This window comes from Pseudomonas sp. SDO52101_S400 (assembly GCF_054071635.1).
This window is the reverse complement of the sequence record NZ_JBSVWF010000014.1, coordinates 21,825-44,553: the sequence shown is the minus strand read 5'-3', so window position 1 is coordinate 44,553 and position 22,729 is coordinate 21,825. Positions and strand designations below refer to the sequence as shown.

Here is a 22,729-nt window from a genome sequence, read left to right as displayed (position 1 = left end):
TTTGCGTGAACTGGTGGGTGATGAGGTGTGGGGTTAGTCTTTTGGCTGTCACCGCAAATCGGTGACGGGGCGTAGGAGCCCCTTCCTCATGGTGCAACGGCTTTGTCGTTTGTTTGCGGCACTTGAATCGTGTCCGTAACATCGTTCGCGGCGGCTATGCGCAGGACACGCTTCGGCGTGGCCGAGGTCCATGAGTGCTCGGTTCTCCTACTCCTGCGTATGGCTGCCACCCTACCTGTAGGAGGGTGCGGCGGTGGCCCGCATTCACACTCATGGAGGTTACAAATGAAAAATCTGCATCCCGATCCACCCTACGAGCCCTTCATCCCCCACCCCGACAACCGCCTCATGGCGCTGACCAGCAACTGCAACGACATGCCCACCCTGTTCATCGACACCCACGCCCCGCTCGACGTCCTGATGGACGCCGCCAACTACCGTATCCGCGCCGTAATCCAGGTCCTGGAAAACATGTGCATGCGCGGCTCGGTCGAATGCGACTCGGTCATCCTCCGCGACTTCGCCCAGCTCTGCGTAATTCCGCTGCGTGACGGCTGTGATGTGTTGGATGTGATTGGCCGCAAATTGCGTGACCGGCCTTAGATCCCATCCCCTCACCCTAGCCCTCTCCCCGAGGGAGAGGGGACCGACCAAGGTGAATAGGTGACGTACGCCGACCTGCGACTTCGGGGGTGAACTTCGCTTGGCCAAGCTTAAGCTCGCGATAATCTTTCATGTCGATGCAAGCCGAAAGATCACCCTAGCCCTCTCCCTCCGGGAGAGGGCTAGGGTGAGGGGCTTTTCAAGGATGTACCCGACAGCAAGGCCACCCACTCAGCCCTTCTCAAAGATCTTTCCAGCATCGGGTTTGAAAGGATCATTTAGTCAGGCGAGAAGATTTCAGTTTTGCAGATACTGATCCTGCGACTTTATGAAAGCGTCAAACTCCGGGGAGTTATAAATTTCCAGGCAAGAATAGAACACTATGTTTTTACCAGTCTGTTTGCTGGTTGAGGACGTTTTGAGGTAGGCGCCTGCCATGTAGTTCTCAGTCTCGGCATACGGATCATGCGTGACCTCCAGCGTGTCCTCATTCTGAATAATGGTGTGCAGGCCTTTGCCCATGAACGAGTAGGCTCCGGCGGACAGTCCGATGTCTTTTTCCAGTGCAGATTGTTCTTTGAATGGCGCCAGGATGCAGTGGCTCAAACCGTAGTTCTTCAGATTCTGGCGTGCCTGTTCGGTGTGTTCTTCGCCAGCGAAGGCGTGTAATGAGCCCGGCAGGCAAAGGAGGGCAATGATCCGGCGGTACATGATTTTCAGACTTCCTGTCAGGTGGTTGCGGCCAGTGTAACGCCGGGAACGCCCACTCAGCCCCCAACCCCTGACTTGCCGCCCGGTAAAAGGTAAACTTCACGGCCCTCGCAGGAGCAGCCATGAATTATCGTCACGCCTTCCATGCCGGCAATCATGCCGATGTGTTCAAACACCTGACTTTGACCCGCCTCATCGCCCTGATGTCGCGCAAGGAGCAGCCGTTTGCCTATCTCGACAGCCACGCCGGCATTGGTCTGTATGACCTGCAGGGTGATCAGGCCAACCGTACCGGCGAGTACCTGGAAGGCATCGCGCGGTTGTGGGATCAGCCGGATCTGCCGGCGCTGACCGCCGACTACATGAAAGTGCTGCACGAGATGAACCCGGACGGCCAGTTGCGCTATTACCCGGGTTCGCCGGAGCTGGCGCGGCGTCTGACCCGACCGCAGGATCGGGTGATGCTCAACGAGAAGCACCCCGAAGACGGCGTGCAGCTCAAGGAGAACATGGCCGGTGACCGTCGGGTAAAGGTGCATCTGGGTGAGGGCTGGCATGTGGCCCGCGCCATGTTGCCGGTGCAGGAGAAGCGCGCGGTGATGCTGATTGATCCTCCGTTCGAGCAGCTCGATGAAATGCAGCGTTGTGCAGCGTCGATGAAAGAAGCCATTGGCCGGATGCGTCAGACCGTGGCGGCCATCTGGTATCCGGTGAAGGACCAGCGCGCACTGCGTCGTTTCTATCAGGATCTGGCTGGCACCGGTGCGCCGAAACTGCTGCGTGTGGAGCTGTTGGTGCATCCGCTGGACACGCCGAACAGCCTGAACGGTTCCGGGCTGGCGATTGCCAATCCGCCTTGGGGGCTGGAGGAAGAGTTGCGTGAGCTGCTGCCGTGGCTGTCCAAGAAACTGGGGCAGACCCAGGGTGGGTGGCAGATGGATTGGTTGATCGCCGAAAGCTGATCAACCGTCAATCGCTCCCACGCCAAGCGCGGGAGCGATCAGGGCGGGCTTAGTTACCCGCCAGACTCGGTGGCATGCAAACGCCAGTGCCGCCAATCCCGCAGTAGCCTTCCGGATTTTTCGCCAGATACTGCTGGTGATAGGTCTCGGCGAAGTAAACGGTCGGCGCCTGTTCAATCTCGGTGCTGATTTCACCCAGACCCGCCTTCGACAGCTCAGCCTGATAAACAGCCTTGCTCTTCAGCGCCGCATCCAGTTGCTCCGGGTGGGTCGCGTAGATCACCGAACGGTACTGGGTGCCGATGTCATTGCCCTGGCGCATGCCTTGCGTCGGGTTGTGCAATTCCCAGAACATCGCCAGCAGTTCTTCGTAGCTGACCTTGGCCTTGTCAAACACCACCAGCACGACTTCGGCGTGGCCGGTCAGGCCCGAGCAGACTTCTTCGTAGGTCGGGTTCGGCGTGAAACCGCCGGCGTAACCGACCACGGTGCTGACCACGCCTTCACGCTGCCAGAAGCGGCGCTCGGCACCCCAGAAGCAGCCCAGACCGAAGATCGCAAAGTCGACGTCTTCGAAAAACGGGCCGAGCAGCGGCGTGTCTTCGAACACAAAGTGCTTTTCAGGCAGGGTCATTGCGGTTTCGCGGCCAGGCAGAGCTTGTTCTTTAGTCGGTAGCACGTTTTTGTTCACCAGAATTTCCGAGCGCAGAACCATGATCGTTCCTCTCAGTCAGGATGGGATGTAAATAAGCAGACCACCAGTGTGCCCAATGATGCCCAGTTAATCACTAGTCAAAATGTGCGGGTACTGCTGCGGTGGTTTAGAGAGGGAGCGGCCCGCGTGGGTAGCGCTTGAGTGCCTGGATCAGTTCGCCGCCCGGAATCGGCCGGTCGAACAGGTAGCCCTGGCCGACGTCGCAGCGGTGCCGGCGCAGGAACGCCAGCTGCTCGGCGGTCTCGATGCCTTCGGCCACGACCTTGAGTTTCAGGTTGTGGGCCATAGCGATCACGGCGGAGGTGATTTCCATGTCGTCCTGGTTGTCCGGGATTTCATGGATGAAGCTGCGATCGATCTTGATGATGTCGATCGGGAATTTCTTCAGGTAGCTGAGCGACGAATAACCGGTGCCGAAGTCGTCCATGGCCAGGGTCAGGCCCAGGCGCTTGAGCTGGTCGAGTTGCAAGTGGGTGTCTTCGGTGGCTTCCAGCAGCAGGCCTTCGGTCAGTTCCAGCTCCAGCAGATTGGCCGGCAGTGCTTCTTCCTTGAGGATATTGGCGATGGAGGCCACCAGATCCGGGTCGGAGAACTGCTTGGGCGACAGGTTGATCGCCACTTGCAGATTGCCCATGCCGGCGGCGGTCAGCGCTTTGCTCATGCGGCAGGCCTGACGGGCGATCCACTTGCCGATCGGAATGATCAGGCCGGTTTCCTCGGCGACGCTGATGAACTGGTCCGGGCGGATCATGCCGCGTTCCGGGTGATTCCAGCGCAGCAGCGCTTCCATGCCCAGCAACCGGCCACTGCGCAGGCACAGTTTGGGCTGGTAGAACACGTCCAGTTCGTTCTGGGTCAGGGCGCGGCGCAGGTTGTTCTCGACGAACAGTTTGTAACTGGCCTCGGCGTTCAGCGCTTCGGTGAACACCTGCACCTGATGTTTGCCATTGGCCTTGGCCTTGTGCAGGGCGAGGCCGGCGTTGCGCATCAGGGTCTGCGGGTCGCGGCCGTGCAGCGGCGCGCAGGCCAGGCCCACGGAACCGGTGACGCTGATCAGCTGGTTGTCGACGAACATCGGTTTGTCGAGGGTCATCAGCAGCTGGCTGGCGATCTGTTGGCCGGCTTCGAGGTCGGTGTTGTCGAGCAACACCGCGAATTCGTTACTGGCGAATCGCGCCAGGCTGCCGCTCGGGCTCAGGCTGTTGCGCAGGCGCCGGGCGAGGCTGATCAGCAACTTGTCGCCGGTCTGGTGGCCGAGGCTGTCGTTGATCCGCTTGAAGTTGTCGATGTCCACCAGCAGCAGGCTGATCGGGGTATCGCTGTCTCGGGCGAAGCGTTCGTCCAGATTGCGGATAAATGCAGGCCGGTTGCCGAGGTTGGTCAGGTTGTCGGTATAGGCGAGGCGCTCGATGCGCTGCTGCGCCAGTTTGGTCTGGGTGATGTCTTCGTAGATGCCGATGTAGTGCGTCAGCTCACGGTTGTCGCCGTAGACCTTGGAAATCGACAACTGGCCCCAGTAGGGTTCGAGGTTTTTGCGGCGGCTCTTGAATTCGCCCTGCCAGCTATTGCTCTTGGCCAGCGACGAGGGCGCGTCGAACAGCAGCTCGCTCAGGTTTTCCAGGGCCGGCAACTCCGACAGGCGCTGGCCGTGGACTTCCTCGGTGGTGTACTGGGTGATCGCGGTGAAGCTCGGGTTGACGTACTCGACCACGCCGTCGCAATTGACCAGCAAGAAGGCGTTGGCACTTTGCTCGACCGCACGCTGGAACAGGTGCAGGGCGCTGGTGGCGGTGCGGCGGTTGTGGTTGTTGATGACCTGGGCGAACTGGTCGGCCAGTTCACCGGCAAAGGCGATTTCATCGGACTGCCAGGCGCGGGTGACGCCGGTCTGCTCCAGGCACAACACGCCGACCACCTGGCCGTCGACGCGGATGCTGGCGTCGAGCATGGCGTTGACGTCACGCGGGCGCAGGGCTTCGGCCATCTCCCGGGTACGCGGGTCGCGCATCGCGTTGTGCGCGTCGATGGCGCGGCTGCCGTGCAGTGCGTCCATGTAATCGGGGAAACTGCTGACGTCGATCACGTCCGGCAGTATGTATTCCTGGGTGGCGCGGTGGTAGGCCGAAATCGGTACCAGCTTCTGGCCTTCGAGGTTCCACAGGCTGGCGCAGTCGATTTCGTAGATGTCGCAGGCGCAGCGGGTAATCAGTTCGGCGGCTTCTTGCAGGGAGTTCTGGCTGCTGTAGCGCTGGCGGGCCAGCAACAGGATCAGATCCTGCTGGGCGCGCACCCGTTCCAGATGCTGCAGTTGTTCCTGCTGGGCTCGCTGATTGAGCTCAAGGGCGATTTGCAGGCGCGAGTTCTGAGTTTCCAGGTCGACGGACGGCAGTGGTGGCGCCTCGTCGAACACATCATCGACCGCCAGCAGGTAGCCGCGCAGCAGGTGACGATTGTGTTGTTTGTAGGCTTCACCGAGTTCGAGAATGCTCAGCGCGCCGGCGGCAGTGTGCAGGGTATAGCGCACCAGATAGTGCGGACTGTCGCGCAGTTGTTGCTGGATCGCGTCGTGCAACTGATAGCGCGCTTCGGGCTCCATCAGACTGGCGTAGGGCGAACCGACCAGTGCGCAGAGTTCGACGGCGGGCTGGCCGAACTGGCGTTCGCAGTTGGGATCGAGAAACAGCATCGCCCAACTGGCTTCATTCAGGCGCTCGAAACGCAGCATGCCGAGCCGCGAGGGCACAGGCAACTGCGTCACTACCTCGGCCACCATACGGCTGGCGGCATCGGGTTGGCTCTTCATGAAGGGAACTCGCTTGGAAATTTGCTGAACGCGCCGGGCTCTCGCCCTCTTTACTGTTGCCTGCGGCAAGGTTGCATCATTGCGGCACCGACTGACAAGAGACATGAAGGCCAAGTGCTATAAGAATATGTCGGCTGCACTGAACATTTCTCCAGCGTGCGCTGGAAAGTAATGCAGATACTTGAGGAAAGTGCCGTCCCAGAGCTCTCGGGCCTCTGAAACGGCAGCACTGTTGAATTCAGCGCAGTGGAATATCGATTGATTGCAAGTGTTTACCATCCCGGTCGTGGTAGTTGACCCGAATGTGTTCGGCCTCCACCACCATGTGGGCAAAATTGTCCTGGCTGACGACCCGGCTGGTCAGCGTGTGCCGGTATTCTCCCGCGTCTGTGCGAGCCAGCGGTTGATCGAGAATGAACGTCGAAGCCGTGGCGTATGGCAGCAGTTTGCTGTTGCTCAGTGGTGAGGAAACGACAGTGTGCACTTCGAAGTCAGGGTCGTCGCTGTGACTCAGGCGGCTGGTCAGCGAACCATGCACATCGCCGGAAATGAACACGACGTTGCTGATCCGATGCTGGCGGATGGTTTCCAGCAGGCGTAACCGCTGTTCGGGAAAACCCATCCACGCATCCTCGCCGTTCATTCTGCGATCCGGATAGAACATGACGCTGGTGACCACGAACTTGACCCGCGCGGGGCTTTCGATCAGCCACTTGCACAAGGCCCGTTCTTGTTCTTCATCCAGGATGCGGCGGTTCTCGCTGGATAAGTTGCGACGGGTTCTGCTATCGGTCACAAACCATTCGATATCACCATCGCTGAATTGATACCAGTAGTGCTTTAGCGAAAAATGATCTACTTGGCCGCTAGTTGTAAGCGAACAGGCCGGGCTGTGACTGGCCTGATAAATTTCGTAAGCCGTCATTGCATTGCGAAACAGTGTTTCATCGGATGCGTCGGCATTCGCTGGCCAGTTATCTTCTATTTCATGGTCATCGAGAATCATGTAGGTCGAAGTGCCCGACATCAGTCGTTGAATATTGGGTTGAGAGAAAGCTGCGCGATATTTGGTAATGATCTCGTTATATTCGCGGTCCGGCGAAATCAGATTTAAATCGTCAGCGTAGATCTGGTCACCGCTCATCATGATTGCGCTGACCGCTGGTTGTGCGCCCTCGATCAGTTGGCTGATAGAAGCGAAGATCCGGTCACCCAGTTGCGGGAGTACGGGGATACCGGCGGTCAGGCGCAAGTAGCGACAGGAGCCGAGGATGTAGGCCCGTGGTTGCAGAGGCTGGCTGCTGCGAGTGCGTAAGCGATAGGTTTCCCGGGGCCATTGCAGTGGCAGTTCCGCCACGCTTTCAATCGTGTGAGTCGGGCTCATGGGGCTGAACCAGCCTGTCTGGTATTCGTATTCGGTGTCGGCGCTCAATTTGTCGAGCACCAGAACTCCGGACTGATCACGACTGGCATCAAGTTTGATAAACAGTCCCTTCGACCATTGTTTCGAATCCGTTACCCGGTAACGAATGCCTGCAAATACGGCGGTGCTGTCTTGAAGTTCGCCGCGAACAAAAATTCTTGTCTGGTTAGTTGTGGTGTGACCAATGACTGGTCCAACGATAGGTTTCAGCATGTTCGAATCCGTTCGAATAAAGATTAATAAATAATAAAGTTTGCCAACTTTTAATGGCTGGTATTAGTGCGCCAAGGTTAGTTGTCTGTTGCTTAAAAATATCGACAGAAAATGGACTTGAACTGTGGCTGATGTCAGCGCAAGTTGTGGGAAAAGTGCAGGCGCGTGTTATTTCAGGCAAAAAAAAGCCCCGCCAAACTGACGGGGTTGAGGTACGAGCGTGTGGCGCTCGAAAACGTGGAACGCAGTCGGCCCTCCGTTGCCGGAGGGCCGAGCGCTTTACAGCAGGATGGTGCGGATGTCCGCCAGCAGATCGCTCAGACGCTTGGTGAAGCGTGCAGCAGCGGCGCCGTTGATCACGCGGTGATCGTAGGACAGCGACAGTGGCAGCATCAGTTTCGGCTGGAAGGCTTTGCCATCCCAGACTGGCTGGATGGTTGCCTTGGAAACACCGAGGATCGCCACTTCCGGCGCGTTGACGATCGGCGTGAAGCCGGTGCCGCCAATGTGGCCGAGGCTGGAAATGGTGAAGCAGGCGCCTTGCATCTCGTCCGACGAGAGCTTCTTGGTCCGGGCTTTTTCAGCCAGGGAAGCGGCCTCGGCGGCCAGTTGCAGCAGGCTCTTCTGGTCGACGTTCTTGATGACCGGTACCAGCAGGCCATCCGGGGTGTCGACGGCGAAGCCGATGTTCACGTATTTCTTGCGGATGATCGCCTTGCCGCTTGGAGCCAGCGAGCTGTTGAAGTCCGGCAGCTCCTTGAGCAGGTGTGCGCAGGACTTGAGCAGCAGCGGCAGAATGGTCAGCTTGACGCCGGCCTTCTCTGCGACAGCTTTCTGTGCGTTGCGGAACGCTTCCAGCTCGGTGATATCCGCCGAGTCGAATTGCGTCACGTGCGGCACATTCAGCCAGCTGCGGTGCAGGTTGGCGGCACCGACCTGCATCAGGCGGGTCATCGGCACTTCTTCGATTTCGCCGAAGCGGCTGAAGTCGACGACCGGAATCGGCGGGATGCCCGCGCCACCGGTTGCGCCAGCAGCAGCGGCCGGAGCTTCCTTGGCCTTCTGCATCATGGCTTTGACGTAAGTCTGCACGTCTTCTTTCAGGATGCGACCGTGCGGACCGCTGGCGCCGACAGCGCTCAGCTCGACGCCGAACTCGCGAGCCAGTTGACGCACGGCAGGGCCGGCGTGAACTTTCGCACCAGGCTTGGCTGGAGCAGCAACTGGGGCGGCAGCAGCAGGTGCAGCGGCAGCCGGAGCAGCAGCGGCTGGCGCCGGAGCGCTCGGAGCAGCAGCGGCAGCTGGAGCCGGGGCAGCAGCTGGAGCAGCGCCTTTGACTTTCAGCTTGAGGATCAGGTCGCCAGTGCCGACTTCGTCGTCCAGCTTGATGGAAATGCTTTCCACCACGCCAGCGGCAGGCGACGGGATTTCCATGCTCGCCTTGTCGGATTCCAGAGTGATCAGCGACTGGTCGGCTTCAACGCTGTCGCCAGCCTTGACCAGCACTTCGATGATCTTGGCCTTGCCGGCCGAACCGATGTCCGGAACGTGGATGTCCTGAACGCTGTCGGCAACCGGTGCGGCAGGTGCGGCGGCTGGAGCCGGCGCAGCGGCAGCGGCTGGAGCAGCAGCCTGGGCCGGAGCGGCAGCAGCAGGGGCCGCAGCACCCGCCACTTCCAGATCCAGGATCAGGTCGCCAGTGCCGACTTCGTCGTTCAACTTGACGCTGATGGCCTTGACCACGCCAGCGGCAGGCGACGGGATTTCCATGCTCGCCTTGTCGGATTCCAGGGTGATCAGCGACTGATCAGCCTCGACCTTGTCGCCGACCTTGACCTGGATCTCGATGATCTGGGCCTTGCCCGACGAACCGATGTCCGGCACGTGCACTTGCTGAACCGAAGCGGCAGCCGGAGCTGCGGCTGGCGCAGCCGGTGCAGGAGCGGCAGCCGGCGCAGCTTCAGCCTTGGCGGCAGGAGCAGCAGCCGGAGCAGGGGCCGCTTGCGCGGCGCCCTCGACTTCCAGTTCCAGCAGTTCGTCGCCTTCTTTCAGGCGATCGCCCAGCTTCACTTTCAGGCTCTTGATGACGCCGGCCTTCGGGGCCGGCACTTCCATGCTGGCCTTGTCCGATTCCAGAGTCAGGATGCTCTGGTCGGCTTCGATACGGTCGCCGACCTTCACAAACAGTTCGATTACTTCACCTTCACCGCTGCCGATGTCAGGTACGCGAATGAGTTCGCTCACAGAGTTTCTCCTCAGCAGTCCAGTGGGTTGCGTTTTTCCGGGTCGATGCCGAACTTGGTAATGGCCTCGGCCACGACTTTAGGTTCGATATCGCCACGGTCAGCCAGTGCTTCCAGGGCTGCCAACACCACGAAATGACGGTCGACTTCGAAGAAATGACGCAGTTTCTTGCGGCTGTCGCTGCGGCCGAAACCGTCGGTGCCCAGGACTTTGAATTCCTTGGACGGTACCCACTGACGGATCTGCTCGGCGAACAGTTTCATGTAGTCGGTAGAAGCGATGACCGGACCCTTGCGGCCGCTCAGGCACTCTTCGACGTAGCTGCGCTTAGGCTTCTGGCCTGGTTTCAGACGGTTGCTGCGCTCTACGGCCAGGCCGTCGCGACGCAGTTCGTTGAAGCTGGTGACGCTCCACACGTCGGCACCGACGTTGAACTCTTCACGCAGGATCTTCGCCGCTTCGCGGACTTCACGCAGGATGGTGCCGGAGCCCATCAGCTGTACGTGGTGCGCCGCTTCGCGGGTGTCTTCTTCCAGCAGGTACATGCCTTTCTTGATGCCTTCTTCGGCACCGGCCGGCATGGCTGGCTGCTGGTAGGACTCGTTCATCACAGTGATGTAATAGAAGATGTCCTGTTGCTCTTCGGTCATCTTCTTCATGCCGTCCTGAATGATCACCGCCAGCTCGTAGCCGTAGGTCGGATCGTAGGTGCGGCAGTTCGGGATGGTGGCAGCCAGCAGGTGGCTGTGACCGTCTTCGTGCTGCAGGCCTTCACCGTTCAGGGTGGTACGGCCGGCGGTGCCGCCGATCAGGAAACCACGGGTGCGGCTGTCGCCAGCGGCCCATGCCAGATCGCCGATACGCTGGAAGCCGAACATCGAGTAGAAGATGTAGAACGGCAGCATTGGCTGGTTGTGGCTGGAGTACGAAGTACCGGCGGCGATGAAGGAGCTCATGGCGCCTGCTTCGTTGATGCCTTCTTCAAGGATCTGACCTTTCTGGTCTTCCTTGTAGAACATCACCTGGTCTTTATCGACTGGCTCGTAGAGCTGGCCGACGGACGAGTAGATGCCCAGCTGACGGAACATGCCTTCCATACCGAAGGTACGGGCTTCGTCCGGAATGATCGGAACGATGCGCGGGCCGATTTCCTTGTCCTTGACCAGTTGCGCGAGGATCCGCACGAAGGCCATGGTGGTGGAAATTTCACGGTCGCCGGAACCGTCGAGGATTGCCTTTAGGGTATCCAGATCCGGAGTCGGTACGCTGATGCTCTGTGCGCGACGCTGAGGCACGAAACCGCCCAGTGCGGCACGGCGCTCGGCCAGGTAGCGGGCTTCGGCGCTGTTTGGCTCAGGCTTGAAGAACGGCAGGTTTTCCAGCTCTTCGTCTTTCACCGGAATGTCGAAGCGGTCGCGGAACAGCTTCAGGCTGTCGACGTCGACTTTCTTGGTGTTGTGCGCAGTGTTCTTCGCTTCGCCCGCACCGGTGCCGTAACCCTTGATGGTCTTGGCCAGGATGACGGTCGGTTGTTCTTTGTGGTTGACCGCTTCGTGGTACGCCGCGTAGACCTTGTACGGGTCGTGGCCGCCACGGTTGAGTTTCCAGATCTCGTCGTCGGACAGATCTGCAACCATCGCCTTGAGTTCAGGCGTGTTGAAGAAGTGTTCACGCACGAACGCGCCGTCTTTGGCTTTGTAGTTCTGGTACTCGCCGTCGATGACTTCGTCCATGCGACGCTGCAGGATGCCGTCGACGTCCTTGGCCAGCAGTGGGTCCCAGAAACGGCCCCAGATGACTTTGGTCACGTTCCACTGAGCACCGCGGAACACGCCTTCGAGTTCCTGGATGATCTTGCCGTTGCCGCGTACCGGGCCGTCGAGGCGCTGCAGGTTGCAGTTGATGACGAAGATCAGGTTGTCCAGCTTCTCGCGGCCGGCCAGGGAGATCGCGCCCAGGGATTCCGGCTCGTCGCACTCGCCGTCGCCCAGGAAGCACCAGACTTTCTGTTTGCCCGGCTGGATGAAGCCGCGGTGTTCCAGGTACTTCATGAAGCGAGCCTGGTAGATCGCCTGGATCGGGCCCAGACCCATCGAAACGGTCGGGAACTGCCAGAAGTCAGGCATCAGCCAAGGGTGCGGATAGGACGACAGGCCCTGACCGTCGACTTCCTGGCGGAAGTTGTTCATCTGGTCTTCGGTGATGCGGCCTTCCATGAACGCACGGGCGTAGACGCCTGGCGAGGTGTGACCCTGGAAGTAGATCAGGTCGCCGCCGTGCTCGTCGGTCGGGGCCTGGAAGAAGTAGTTGAAACCGATGTCGTACAGGGTCGCGCTGGAAGCGAAGCTGGAGATGTGACCGCCCAGGTCAGAATCTTTCAGGTTCGTACGCATTACCATGGCCATCGCGTTCCAGCGTACCAGCGAGCGAATGCGGCGTTCCATGAACAGGTCGCCAGGCATGCGTGCTTCGTGGGTAACGGGAATCGTGTTGCGGTAAGGCGTGGTGATGGCGTAAGGCAGTTGCGAGCCGCTGCGGGTCGCGAGTTCGCCCATACGGGTCATCAGATAGTGAGCACGGTCTTCGCCTTCTTTGTCGAGAACCGATTCCAGGGCGTCCAGCCATTCCTGGGTTTCGACGGGATCGAGGTCTTGCATGGCTTGCTCCAGGGCGGAAAGGCTTCCAGAATCGGTTGCCTGAGTTTGCGACTGGCCTTGTGGGCAGACGATTTAAAATTCTTGGATTGCCGACAGGTTGTTCCGGCGGCGTGTAGTTTTACTACAAATCATCCGGCATTTCAGCCTTTCGAATGTATAGACGAGTAGTAAAACTACAGATGAAAGGCTTGTGGCCTCCGACTGCGTTGTGAGAATAATCGTTAAGGTTGGTCTTTAGCCATCCGAAAAAGGTGAAAGTTTGATGCTGGCTGCCAAAGAAAAAGAAATTTCAGCTATTTCTCACTTTTGTTCGACAGTCCTTCGCGTAGCGGTTTTTCAATCATCACTACAAGCGGCCATTTACACGCCGATCAAGGATAGACCATGACCCTGCCCGCGCTTGCCGAACTGCCCGCCATTCTCCTGCCGTTGGTCAGCCGATCCGAGCAGTCGTTCCGTACGGCCGTCGCTCAGCTTGAAGACGATCACGGCTTCTCCACCTGGACCCCGGAGCGCTGGGCGCAGTTCGCCCGCGTCACCGCCGCCAGCGATTTCGTGATTGAACAGAGCGTTCGTGACCCTTTGATGTTGCTGTCGCTGGTGCAGTCCGGCGAACTCGACCGGCCGTTCGCCCCCGGCGAGCTGTGCGGGCAGATTGCGGCAGCGGTCAGCACCGCGCAGACCGAGGATGAGCTGGGTCGAGTCCTGCGTCGTCAGCGCGCCCGGCATCAGGTACGGATCATCTGGCGCGACCTGACCCGCCAGGCCGATCTGGTGCAAACCTGTCGCGACCTGTCGGACATGGCCGACGCCAGCATCGATCAGGCTTATCAATGGCTGTACAGCCGCCATTGCGAACAATTCGGCACGCCCACCGGCCGTCGCAGCGGTGAGCCGCAGCAAATGGTCATCCTCGGCATGGGCAAGCTCGGCGCGGTCGAGCTGAACCTGTCCTCGGACATCGACCTGATTTTCGCCTACCCCGAGGGCGGCGAAACCGTCGGCGTGAAGCGTGCGCTGGATAACCAGGAATTCTTCATCCGTCTCGGTCAGCGCCTGATCAAGGCCCTCGACCCGATGACTGTCGACGGCTTTGTGTTTCGCGTCGACATGCGCTTGCGCCCGTACGGCTCGTCCGGTGCGCTGGTGCTGAGCTTCAATGCGCTGGAGCAGTATTACCAGGATCAGGGCCGCGACTGGGAACGCTACGCGATGATCAAGTCGCGGGTGGTGGCTGGCGATCAGGTGGCCGGGGCGCAGTTGCAGGAAATGCTGCGGCCGTTCGTTTATCGGCGCTATCTGGACTTCTCGGCGATCGAAGCGCTGCGCACCATGAAGCAGCTGATCCAGCAGGAAGTCCGGCGCAAGGGCATGGCCGACAACATCAAACTTGGCTCCGGTGGCATCCGTGAAGTCGAGTTCATCGCCCAGGCCTTTCAGTTGATCCACGGTGGTCGCGATCTGAGCCTGCAACAGCGGCCTCTATTAAAGGTGTTGAGCACGCTGGAAGGGCAGGGTTACCTGCCGCCGGCGGTAATCAGCGAGTTGCGCGAAGGTTACGAATTCCTGCGCTACACCGAGCACGCGATCCAGGCGATTGCCGACCGCCAGACCCAGATGCTCCCGGACACTGCACAAGATCAGGCGCGCATCGCCTTCATGCTCGGTTTTGCCGACTGGGACGCCTTCCATGAAAAATTGATGTTCTGGCGTGGCCGGGTGGCCTGGCATTTTGCTCAGGTCATCGCCGATCCCGATGAGGAAGAGGGCACCGAAAGCGAAGTGGTGGTCGGCGGTGAATGGCTGCCGCTGTGGGAGGAGGCGCAGGACGAAGAAGCCGCCTGCCGCCAGTTGGAAGAAGGCGGTTTCGCCGACGCCACCAAAGCCTTGAGAGCGCTGGCCGGTCTGCGCAGCAGTCCGCAATTGCGGGCGATGCAGCGTCTGGGGCGCGAGCGCCTCGATGCCTTTATTCCGCGCCTGCTCGCTCAGGCAGTGGAGCACGATAATCCGGACCTGGTGCTTGAACGGGTGCTGCCGCTGGTCGAAGCGGTCGCCCGGCGTTCGGCTTATCTGGTGTTGCTGACGGAAAACCCCGGTGCGTTGCGTCGCTTGCTGACCCTGTGCGCCGCGAGCCCGTGGATCGCCGAGCAGATCACCCGTTTCCCGCTGCTGCTCGATGAGTTGCTCAACGAAGGTCGCCTGTTCAAGCCGCCGTTGGCGCCGGAACTGGCCGCTGAATTGCGCGAGCGCCTGACCCGGATCCCGGAAGACGACCTCGAACAACAGATGGAAGCCCTGCGCCATTTCAAACTGGCGCACCGCTTGCGCGTCGCCGCCTCGGAAATCGCCGGCAGCCTGCCGTTGATGAAAGTCAGCGATTACCTGACCTGGCTCGCCGAAGCGATTCTGGAGCAAGTGCTGGCCCTGGCCTGGCGCCAGACCGTGGCCAAGTACGGTACGCCGCTGCGCACCGATGGCACGTTGTGCGATCCCGGCTTCATCATTGTCGGTTATGGGAAAGTCGGCGGGATCGAATTGGGGCATGGTTCGGATCTGGATCTGGTGTTCATCCACGACGGCGATCCACAGGCGGAAACAGACGGGGCGAAACCTATTGATGGCGCGCAGTTCTTTACCCGGCTCGGCCAGCGGATCATTCACTTGCTGACGGCCCAGACCAACTCCGGCCAGCTCTATGAAGTGGACATGCGCCTGCGGCCGTCCGGCGCGTCGGGGCTGTTGGTCAGTTCGCTGGGGGCATTTGCCCGCTATCAAGAAAATGAAGCCTGGACGTGGGAGCATCAGGCTCTGGTGCGGGCACGGGTGCTGGTGGGCAGTCAGGATGTCGGCCAGGCGTTCGAGAAAGTGCGGGCCCAGGTATTGGGCAAGGCGCGGGATCTGGCGAAGCTGCAACAGGAAGTGAGCGAGATGCGCGCCAAGATGCGCGACAACCTCGGCAGCAAGAGCACGGCTGCCGGTATGGGGGCGAATGCCTTCGAGGCCACTGCGCCGTTCGACCTCAAGCAGGATGCCGGAGGTATCGTCGATATTGAATTTATGGTGCAATACGCGGCCCTGGCGTGGTCGCACAGCCACCCGCCGCTGCTGCGCTGGACGGACAATATCCGCATTCTGGAAGAGCTGGAACACGAGGGGCTGATGCCCGTCGAAGACGCCAGCCTGTTGCGCGAGGCCTATAAGGCCTACCGTTCCGCCGCCCACCGGCAGGCCTTGCAGAAGGACGCCGGGGTGATACCGGGCGATCAGTTCGCGGACGAACGGCGGCAGGTGATGCGGATCTGGCGCGAGCTGGGGCTAAGCTGATTCTCGAGACGGGGAGGCGTAAAGCCTCCCCGGTTCGTTTTTGGAAACCACATGAATATTCTGATCGTTGGGCCCAGTTGGGTCGGTGACATGGTGATGGCGCAGACACTGTTTCAGTGTCTCAAGCAGCGCCACCCGCAGTGCGAAATCGACGTGCTGGCCCCCGAGTGGAGCCGGCCGATCCTTGAACGCATGCCCGAAGTGCGCAAGGCCTTGAGCTTCCCGCTCGGCCACGGCGCGCTGGAGCTGGCGACCCGCCGGCGGATCGGCAAATCCCTGGCCGGCCAGTACGACCAGGCGATCCTGCTGCCGAACTCGTTGAAGTCGGCGCTGGTGCCGTTCTTCGCCGGCATTCCGAAACGCACCGGCTGGCGCGGCGAATTCCGCTACGGCCTGCTCAATGACGTGCGCACGCTGGATAAAGAACGTTATCCGCTGATGATCGAGCGCTTCATGGCGCTGGCCTATGAACCGAACGCCGAGTTGCCGAAACCGTATCCGCGCCCGAGCCTGCAGATCGACCCGGTGACCCGCGAGGCGGCGCTGGCCAAGTTCGGCCTGACGCTTGATCGCCCGGTGCTGGTGCTGTGCCCCGGTGCCGAGTTCGGTGAAGCCAAACGCTGGCCGTCCGAGCATTACGCCAAGGTCGCCGAAGCGCGCATCCGCGAAGGCTGGCAGGTCTGGCTGTTCGGCTCGAAGAACGATCACGCCGTGGGCGAAGACATCCGCGCGCGGCTGATTCCGGGCCTGCGTGAAGAGTCCGTGAACCTCAGTGGCGGTACTTCGCTGGCCGAAGCCATCGACCTGATGTCCTGCGCTGACTCTGTGGTTTCCAACGATTCTGGCCTGATGCACGTTGCTGCAGCGCTGAACCGTCCGTTGGTGGCGGTCTACGGTTCGACTTCGCCGGGTTTCACCCCGCCGTTGGCCGAGCATGTGGAAATCGTCCGTCTGGGCCTCGATTGCAGCCCTTGCTTTGATCGCACTTGCCGTTTCGGCCATTACAACTGCCTGCGCCAGCTGATGCCGGACGCGGTCAACGATGCCTTGCAGCGTTTGCAGGGCTCTGTGGTCGAGGTCCATTAAGTTGCGGGTATTGCTGATCAAGACTTCTTCGCTGGGCGACGTGATTCATGCGTTGCCGGCGCTGACCGACGCCGCCCGGGCGATTCCCGGGATCAAATTCGACTGGGTCGTGGAAGAAGGCTTTGCCGAAATCCCGACCTGGCACCCGGCGGTGGGCAAGGTGATTCCGGTGGCGATTCGCCGCTGGCGCAAGAACCTCTGGAAAACCATCACCAGCGGCGAGTGGAAACGCTTCAAGCAATCCGTTCGGGCGAACAAATACGACCTGGTGATCGATGCGCAAGGCCTGCTGAAAAGCGCCTGGCTGACTCGCTATGTCAAAGCCCCGGTGGCCGGCCTCGACAAGGGCTCGGCCCGTGAGCCGCTCGCCGCGCGCTTTTATGACCGCAAACTGGCAGTGGCCCGAGGACAGCATGCCGTCGAGCGCGTGCGCCAGTTGTTCGCTATCGCCTTGGGTTACGACTTGCCCAAAGGCCTGGGCGACTACGGCCTCAGCGTCGAGCGTCTGGTCGAGTTGCCACGCAAAAATGCTTACGTGGTGTTTCTCCATGGCACCACCTGGGACACCAAACACTGGCCGGAAAGCTATTGGCGTGAGCTGACCGAACGGGTCGGCTACCTCGGCGTCGGGATCAAGCTGCCGTGGGGCAACCCGCTGGAGAAGGCCCGGGCCGAGCGCATCGCCGCCGGTTTCAAACACGCCGAAGTGCTGCCGAAACTGAACCTGGCCGGGGTCGGCAAGGTGCTGGCCGGCGCCCAGGCCTGCGTCGCGGTGGACACCGGTCTCGGTCATCTCGCTGCGGCACTGGATGTGCCGACGATTTCGCTGTTCGGCCCGACCAATCCGGGCCTGACCGGCGCCTATGGCAAGCTGCAGATTCACCTCGGCAGCGATTTCCCGTGCGCGCCGTGCCTGCAAAAGAAATGTACGTATCAACCGACCGCGCAGGATGCCCGTCAGTTTGACCTGAAACGCGAGTTGCCCTTGTGCTTCACGCGTCTGAATCCCGAGCGTGTCGCCAGCCGACTGAGCACGTTGTTGATGGCTGAGGAGCTGCGTTGATGCAATTGGCATTTGTCCTTTACAAGTATTTCCCGTTCGGTGGTTTGCAGCGCGACTTCATGCGCATCGCCCTCGAATGCCAGAAGCGTGGACATCAGATCCGCGTCTACACCCTGATCTGGGAAGGCGACGTGCCGCCCGGTTTTGAAGTGTTGGTGGCGCCGGTCAAGGCGTTCTTCAACCATCGCCGCAACGAGAAACTCAGCGCGTGGATGGAAGCGGACCTGGCCAAGCGCCCGGTGGATCGCCTGATCGGCTTCAACAAGATGCCGGGGCTGGACGTCTACTACGCCGCCGACGGCTGCTTCGAGGACAAGGCGCAGAACCTGCGCCACTCGCTGTACCGCCGCTGGGGTCGCTATCGCCACTTCGCCGAGTACGAGCGCGCGGTGTTCGCCAAAGACGCGAAAACCGAAGTGCTGATGATCTCCGAAGTGCAGCAGCCGCTGTTCATCAAACATTACGACACGCCGCTCGAGCGCTTCCACCTGCTGCCGCCGGGCATCGCCCAGGATCGTCGGCGTCCGGCGGATGCCGACGAGATTCGCGCCGGTTTCCGCGCCGAATTCAACCTCAAGGACGACGAACTGTTGCTGGTACAGATCGGCTCCGGGTTCAAGACCAAGGGTGTCGATCGCAGCCTGAAAGCGCTGGCCGCATTGCCCGCCGAACTGAAGAAACGCACCCGGCTGTTTGTAATCGGCCAGGATGACCCCAAATTGTTCCAGATGCAGAGTGCAACACTGGGTCTGGGCGACAACGTGACGTTCCTCAAGGGGCGCAGCGATATCCCGCGTTTCCTGCTCGGCGCCGATCTGTTGATCCACCCGGCGTACAACGAAAACACCGGTACGGTGCTGCTGGAAGCGCTGGTTTCCGGGTTGCCGGTGCTGGTCAGCGCGGTCTGTGGCTACGCCCATTACATCGCCGAGGCCGACGCCGGGCGGGTGCTGGACGAGCCGTTCGATCAGGCGCAACTGACGCAATACCTGACTGACATGTTGAACGACGACGCTGCACGGGCGGCCTGGAGCCGCAACGGTCTGGCCTTCGCCGAGACGGCTGACCTCTACAGCATGCCGCAGCACGCGGCCGATGTGATTCTGGCGGAGCACGCTTAAATGAAGTTGATGCTGGCTGAACCGTTCAAGAGCCTTTGGGCTGGCCGCGATGCGTTCGCGGAAGTCGAGGGCTTGCAGGGCGAGGTGTACCGCGAGCTGGAAGCCCGCAGGACTTTGCGCACGGAAGTCGACGGCAACGGATTTTTCGTCAAGATTCACCGCGGCATTGGCTGGGGCGAAATTTTCAAGAACCTGCTGACCGCCAAGCTGCCGGTGCTCGGCGCGGGTCAGGAGTGGAAGGCTATCCAGCGTCTGCAGGAAGTCGGCGTGCCGACCATGACCGCCGTCGCGTATGGCGAGAAGGGCAGCAACCCGGCGGATCAGCATTCGTTCATCGTCACCGAAGAGCTGGCGCCGACCATCAGCCTCGAAGACTTCAGCATCGACTGGGTCAAGCAGCCGCCGCAGCCAAAGCTCAAGCGCGCACTGATCGCAGAAGTCGCACGCATGACGGGCATGATGCACCGCGCAGGGGTCAACCACCGCGACTGCTACATCTGCCACTTCCTGCTGCACACTGACAAACCGGTGACCCCGGAAGATTTCAAACTCTCGGTGATCGACCTGCACCGCGCCCAGACCCGCCCGGCGATTACCCAGCGCTGGCGTAACAAGGATCTGGCAGCGCTGTACTTTTCTGCGCTGGACATCGGCCTGACCCGTCGCGACAAGCTGCGTTTCCTCAAAGGTTACTTCCAGCAACCGCTGCGCCAGATCCTGGCTGAAGAAGCGCCGTTGCTGAGCTGGCTCGAAGGCAAGGCCAACAAACTCTACGAGCGCAAGCTGCGCTACGGGGATGCGCTCTGATGGCGGGTTGGAATCTTGAGCCCGAGTACAGCGACCTCGCAGCGGATTTCGGCAGCCTTGAAGCGGTATTCGCGCTTGAAGGCGAGCGCCTGACCCGCGATCCGTTGTCCGAAGTCATCCGCGTGCAGCGCAATGGCGTCAATTACTACGTCAAACGCTACGTCGGCGCCGGCAAGGGCTTGCGCCGTTATCTCGGCAAGCCGCGGGTGAAGATGGAGTGGCAGAACCTCAAGCGCTTCGCCAAGTGGGGCATTCCCACCGCCGAAGTGGTGGCCTGGGGCCTGGAGCGCAACGGTATGGCCTACGATCGCGGGGCGATGATTACCCGTGAGTTGCCGCGCACCGAGGACCTCTCGGCGCTTGCTGAACGCAACGATCCCAAGCTGAAGAATCACAGCTGGGTCGACGGCATCAGTCGGCAATTGGCCGTTTACACCCGGACGATGCACGACCATCGCTTCACTCATAACGATCTGAAGTGGCGCAACCTGCTGATCGACGATCAGGCGCAGCTGTTTCTCATCGATTGCCCGAACGGCGATTTCTGGCGCGGTTTCTGGCTCAAGTACCGGATTACCAAGGACCTGGCCTGTCTCGACAAGGTTGCCAAATATCACCTGTCGAACACCCAGCGCCTGCGCTTCTACCTGCAATACCGCCAGCGTGACCGGCTCAATGCCGCCGACAAGAAACGGATTCGCCACGTGGTGAGATTTTTCGAGGGACGCGAATGACTGATTTTCTGGCCGCTGAAGACCGTGCGCTACTGGAGCGCCACGGCCTCGGCACATTCGACGCGCTGTGGGACAAGCAACTCGACGCGGTGGACGAACCGAACACCGACGGCGGCGGCTGGAGCAGTGTGTTCCGGCTCGAACTCGAAGGCCACGGCTATTACCTCAAGCGTCAGAGCAATTACCTGACCCGCACCTTGCACGCACCGTTCGGCGAGCCGACGTTCGCCCGGGAATTTCGCAACATCAGCCGTTACAACCAGCTCGGTATTCCGGCGCTGCAAGCGGCGTTTTTCGGCCAGCGCAAGGTCAGCGGCGAAGTCCGCGCGATCTTGCTGACCCGTGCCCTCGACGGTTGGGATGATCTGGATTCGCTGTTGCAGCGCTGGTCGAGCCTGGAAGGCGCGCAGCAATCGGCGATTCTCAAGGCCTGTGGCCAACTGGCGCGGCTCCTCCACGGTGTACGTCAGGTGCACGGCTGTTTCTATCCCAAGCACATCTTTTTGCGTGCTGAAGGCGCTGGTTATCAGGCGCAATTGATCGATCTGGAAAAGACTCGGCCCCTGCTGTTCGGCCAGCGCGATCGGGTCAAGGATCTGGAGCCGCTGCTGCGTCGTGCGCCGGAGTGGAGTGATGCCCAGTTGCGCGAGTTGCTGGCGGTATATCTCGATCAGTCGGTCGACAGTTCGCTGGTCGATAGCTGGGTCACGCGGCTGACCGCGCGGCGCAGTCGCAAGGAGACCCGCTGATGCAGCTGTCCGACCTGAAAAACGCCGGACGTACGCCGAGCCTGCCGCTGACGGTTTCGCTGGCCGACGCGGCGGGCGCCGCCGATTTGCAGTTGCTCAGTCTGTTGCGCGTGTTGCCGGGGCAGCGTTACGTCGGGGCCGGTGTGTGGCGCGGGCGACCGGTGCTGGCCAAGTTGCTGGTCGGCAGCAAGGCGGCACGGCATTTTCAGCGTGAACTGGAGGGGGTGAAACTGCTCGCCGCCCAGGGCATGACCACACCGTTGCTGCTGGCTGATGGCCTGAAGGACGGTGAGGGTGGTTGGTTGTTGTTCGAGTTCCTCGAAGGCGCTGAAAGCCTGGGCGATGCCTGGAACAAGGTCGAGTCATTACCGGTGTTGGCCGATGAGCAATCGTCGGTACTGGCCGAGGCCCTCGGCGCCATTGGCCAGTTGCACGGCAAAGGCCTTTGGCAGGAAGACCTGCACCTGGACAACCTGTTGCGCCACGGCGGTCAGTTGTACCTGATCGATGGCGCCGGCATCTGTGCGGAAACCGCCGGCCAGCCATTGTCCCGGCAGAAAGTGCTGGAAAATCTCGGGGTGTTCTTCGCGCAGTTGCCCAAGTCGCTCGAACCGTTCACCGAAGAATTGCTGGTGTATTACCTGCTGAGCAACAGCGAGCACGCACTGCCGCTGGAAGCCTTGCAGAAGCAGATCGACAAGGTGCGCGCCTGGCGGTTGAAGGATTTCCTGATCAAGGTCGGTCGTGAGTGCACGTTGTTCAGCGTGCGGCGCGGGGCCTTTGGTCTACGGTCGATCCGTCGCGAAGAAGAGCCTGCGATGCTGCCGGTGCTGGAGCAGGCCGATGCCTTGCTCGATCAGGGCCATCTGTACAAGACCGGTGGCGCGGCCAGCGTCGGCAAGGTTGACGTGGCCGGGCGTCCGCTGGTCATCAAACGCTACAACATCAAGAATTTTGCCCACTGGCTCAAGCGCTTCTGGCGCCCGAGCCGCGCCTGGCATTCCTGGCGCGAAGGCAATCGTCTGGCGTTCCTCGGCATTGCCACGCCGAAACCGCTGGCGGTGCTGGAAACCCGGTTTTTCTGGCTGCGCAGCAAGGCGTATCTGGTCACCGAGTACCTGGCCGGGCCGGATATCATCGAGCGTTTTGCGCCGTACGTTGAAAGTGGCAAAGCACCGGAAGCTGAGTTGCAGGCGCTGGATCAGCTGTTTGCACGATTGATTGCAGAGCGCATCAGTCATGGCGATTTCAAGGGCCACAACCTGTTCTGGCATGAGGATCGCTGGGCGTTGATCGATCTGGACTCGATGTGCCAGCACGGCTCGGCGGGCAGCTTTGCTCCGGCTTACGCCCGGGATCGCGCGCGGTTCATGCGCAACTGGCCCGAGAGCAGCGCGCTGTATCAGGTGATTGATCAGAGATTGCCCAAGGATGTAGCGGGCGCTGCGTGATTTCTTTCGCAAGCCGGTAAGACATTTCTGCAATAGAAATCGGGTGAGGCATGTGGCGACAGA

Annotated in this window: 17 protein-coding genes; 11 read left to right on the top strand and 6 right to left on the bottom strand. The window is 60.7% G+C overall.

Features of this window, described 5'->3' with window-relative positions:
• Positions 1-285 precede the first annotated feature (285 nt).
• Positions 286-603: a hypothetical protein gene (locus tag ACW9HX_RS09415; RefSeq protein ID WP_457380374.1), complete on the top strand. Its 318-nt coding sequence runs from the start codon at positions 286-288 to the stop codon at positions 601-603.
• A 297-nt stretch (positions 604-900) separates the two neighbouring features.
• On the opposite strand, the gene ACW9HX_RS09410 is transcribed toward ACW9HX_RS09415, so the two are convergent.
• Positions 901-1,314, bottom strand: coding sequence for a hypothetical protein (locus ACW9HX_RS09410; protein ID WP_457380373.1), 414 nt, complete (start codon positions 1,312-1,314; stop codon positions 901-903).
• Positions 1,315-1,436: 122 nt separating this feature from the next.
• Here ACW9HX_RS09410 and ACW9HX_RS09405 point away from each other — a divergent pair, with 122 nt between their 5' ends.
• On the top strand, positions 1,437-2,276 hold the full coding sequence (locus ACW9HX_RS09405; RefSeq protein WP_085746455.1) for a 23S rRNA (adenine(2030)-N(6))-methyltransferase RlmJ: 840 nt from the start codon (positions 1,437-1,439) through the stop codon (positions 2,274-2,276).
• Between the two features lie 49 nt (positions 2,277-2,325).
• Here the strand turns inward: ACW9HX_RS09405 and msrA are convergent, their stop codons facing one another.
• From msrA to aceE, 5 genes are all read right to left on the bottom strand, one after another.
• Positions 2,326-2,991 carry a peptide-methionine (S)-S-oxide reductase MsrA gene (gene msrA / locus ACW9HX_RS09400; RefSeq protein ID WP_457380372.1) on the bottom strand — a complete coding sequence of 222 codons (666 nt, stop codon included), beginning with the start codon at positions 2,989-2,991 and terminating at the stop codon, positions 2,326-2,328.
• Positions 2,992-3,097: 106 nt separating this feature from the next.
• Entirely contained in the window at positions 3,098-5,794 is a 2,697-nt protein-coding gene (locus tag ACW9HX_RS09395) for a sensor domain-containing phosphodiesterase (RefSeq protein WP_457380371.1), read from the bottom strand.
• 238 nt (positions 5,795-6,032) lie between these two features.
• Positions 6,033-7,430, bottom strand: coding sequence for an alkaline phosphatase D family protein (locus ACW9HX_RS09390; protein WP_457380370.1), 1,398 nt, complete (start codon positions 7,428-7,430; stop codon positions 6,033-6,035).
• Between the two features lie 279 nt (positions 7,431-7,709).
• Positions 7,710-9,674, bottom strand: coding sequence for a dihydrolipoyllysine-residue acetyltransferase (gene aceF, locus ACW9HX_RS09385; protein WP_457380369.1), 1,965 nt, complete (start codon positions 9,672-9,674; stop codon positions 7,710-7,712).
• Positions 9,675-9,685: 11 nt separating this feature from the next.
• The gene (gene aceE / locus ACW9HX_RS09380) at positions 9,686-12,331 is read right to left on the bottom strand and encodes a pyruvate dehydrogenase (acetyl-transferring), homodimeric type (protein WP_457380368.1); all 2,646 of its coding nucleotides are present in this window, start codon (positions 12,329-12,331) and stop codon (positions 9,686-9,688) included.
• Between the two features lie 262 nt (positions 12,332-12,593).
• On the opposite strand from aceE, the gene ACW9HX_RS09375 reads away from it, so the two are divergent.
• From ACW9HX_RS09375 to ACW9HX_RS09335, 9 genes are read left to right on the top strand one after another with little or no spacing between them, the layout of a single operon-like run.
• Positions 12,594-12,719 (top strand): hypothetical protein, encoded by a 126-nt coding sequence (locus ACW9HX_RS09375; protein ID WP_255261909.1) that lies wholly within the window; start codon positions 12,594-12,596, stop codon positions 12,717-12,719.
• Positions 12,716-15,655, top strand: a complete 2,940-nt coding sequence (gene glnE / locus ACW9HX_RS09370; RefSeq protein ID WP_457380367.1) for a bifunctional [glutamate--ammonia ligase]-adenylyl-L-tyrosine phosphorylase/[glutamate--ammonia-ligase] adenylyltransferase — start codon at positions 12,716-12,718, stop codon at positions 15,653-15,655. Before ACW9HX_RS09375 ends, glnE begins: the two co-directional genes overlap by 4 nt.
• A gap of 51 nt (positions 15,656-15,706) precedes the next feature.
• On the top strand, positions 15,707-16,741 hold the full coding sequence (waaF, locus tag ACW9HX_RS09365; protein WP_039766536.1) for a lipopolysaccharide heptosyltransferase II: 1,035 nt from the start codon (positions 15,707-15,709) through the stop codon (positions 16,739-16,741).
• 1 nt (position 16,742) lies between these two features.
• On the top strand, positions 16,743-17,804 hold the full coding sequence (gene waaC, locus ACW9HX_RS09360; RefSeq protein ID WP_457380366.1) for a lipopolysaccharide heptosyltransferase I: 1,062 nt from the start codon (positions 16,743-16,745) through the stop codon (positions 17,802-17,804).
• On the top strand, positions 17,804-18,925 hold the full coding sequence (locus ACW9HX_RS09355; RefSeq protein WP_457380365.1) for a glycosyltransferase family 4 protein: 1,122 nt from the start codon (positions 17,804-17,806) through the stop codon (positions 18,923-18,925). The genes waaC and ACW9HX_RS09355 overlap by 1 nt, the downstream gene beginning before the upstream one ends.
• On the top strand, positions 18,926-19,732 hold the full coding sequence (rfaP, locus tag ACW9HX_RS09350; RefSeq protein WP_096819869.1) for a lipopolysaccharide core heptose(I) kinase RfaP: 807 nt from the start codon (positions 18,926-18,928) through the stop codon (positions 19,730-19,732).
• A complete protein-coding gene (locus ACW9HX_RS09345) occupies positions 19,732-20,466 on the top strand; it encodes a lipopolysaccharide kinase InaA family protein (protein ID WP_457380364.1) in 735 nt (244 codons plus the stop codon). The genes rfaP and ACW9HX_RS09345 overlap by 1 nt, the downstream gene beginning before the upstream one ends.
• Positions 20,463-21,215 (top strand): lipopolysaccharide kinase InaA family protein, encoded by a 753-nt coding sequence (locus tag ACW9HX_RS09340; protein WP_457380363.1) that lies wholly within the window; start codon positions 20,463-20,465, stop codon positions 21,213-21,215. Before ACW9HX_RS09345 ends, ACW9HX_RS09340 begins: the two co-directional genes overlap by 4 nt.
• Complete coding sequence (locus ACW9HX_RS09335) at positions 21,215-22,666, top strand: lipopolysaccharide kinase InaA family protein (protein WP_457380362.1); 1,452 nt, start codon at positions 21,215-21,217, stop codon at positions 22,664-22,666. Before ACW9HX_RS09340 ends, ACW9HX_RS09335 begins: the two co-directional genes overlap by 1 nt.
• The last annotated feature ends 63 nt before the right edge of the window (positions 22,667-22,729 follow it).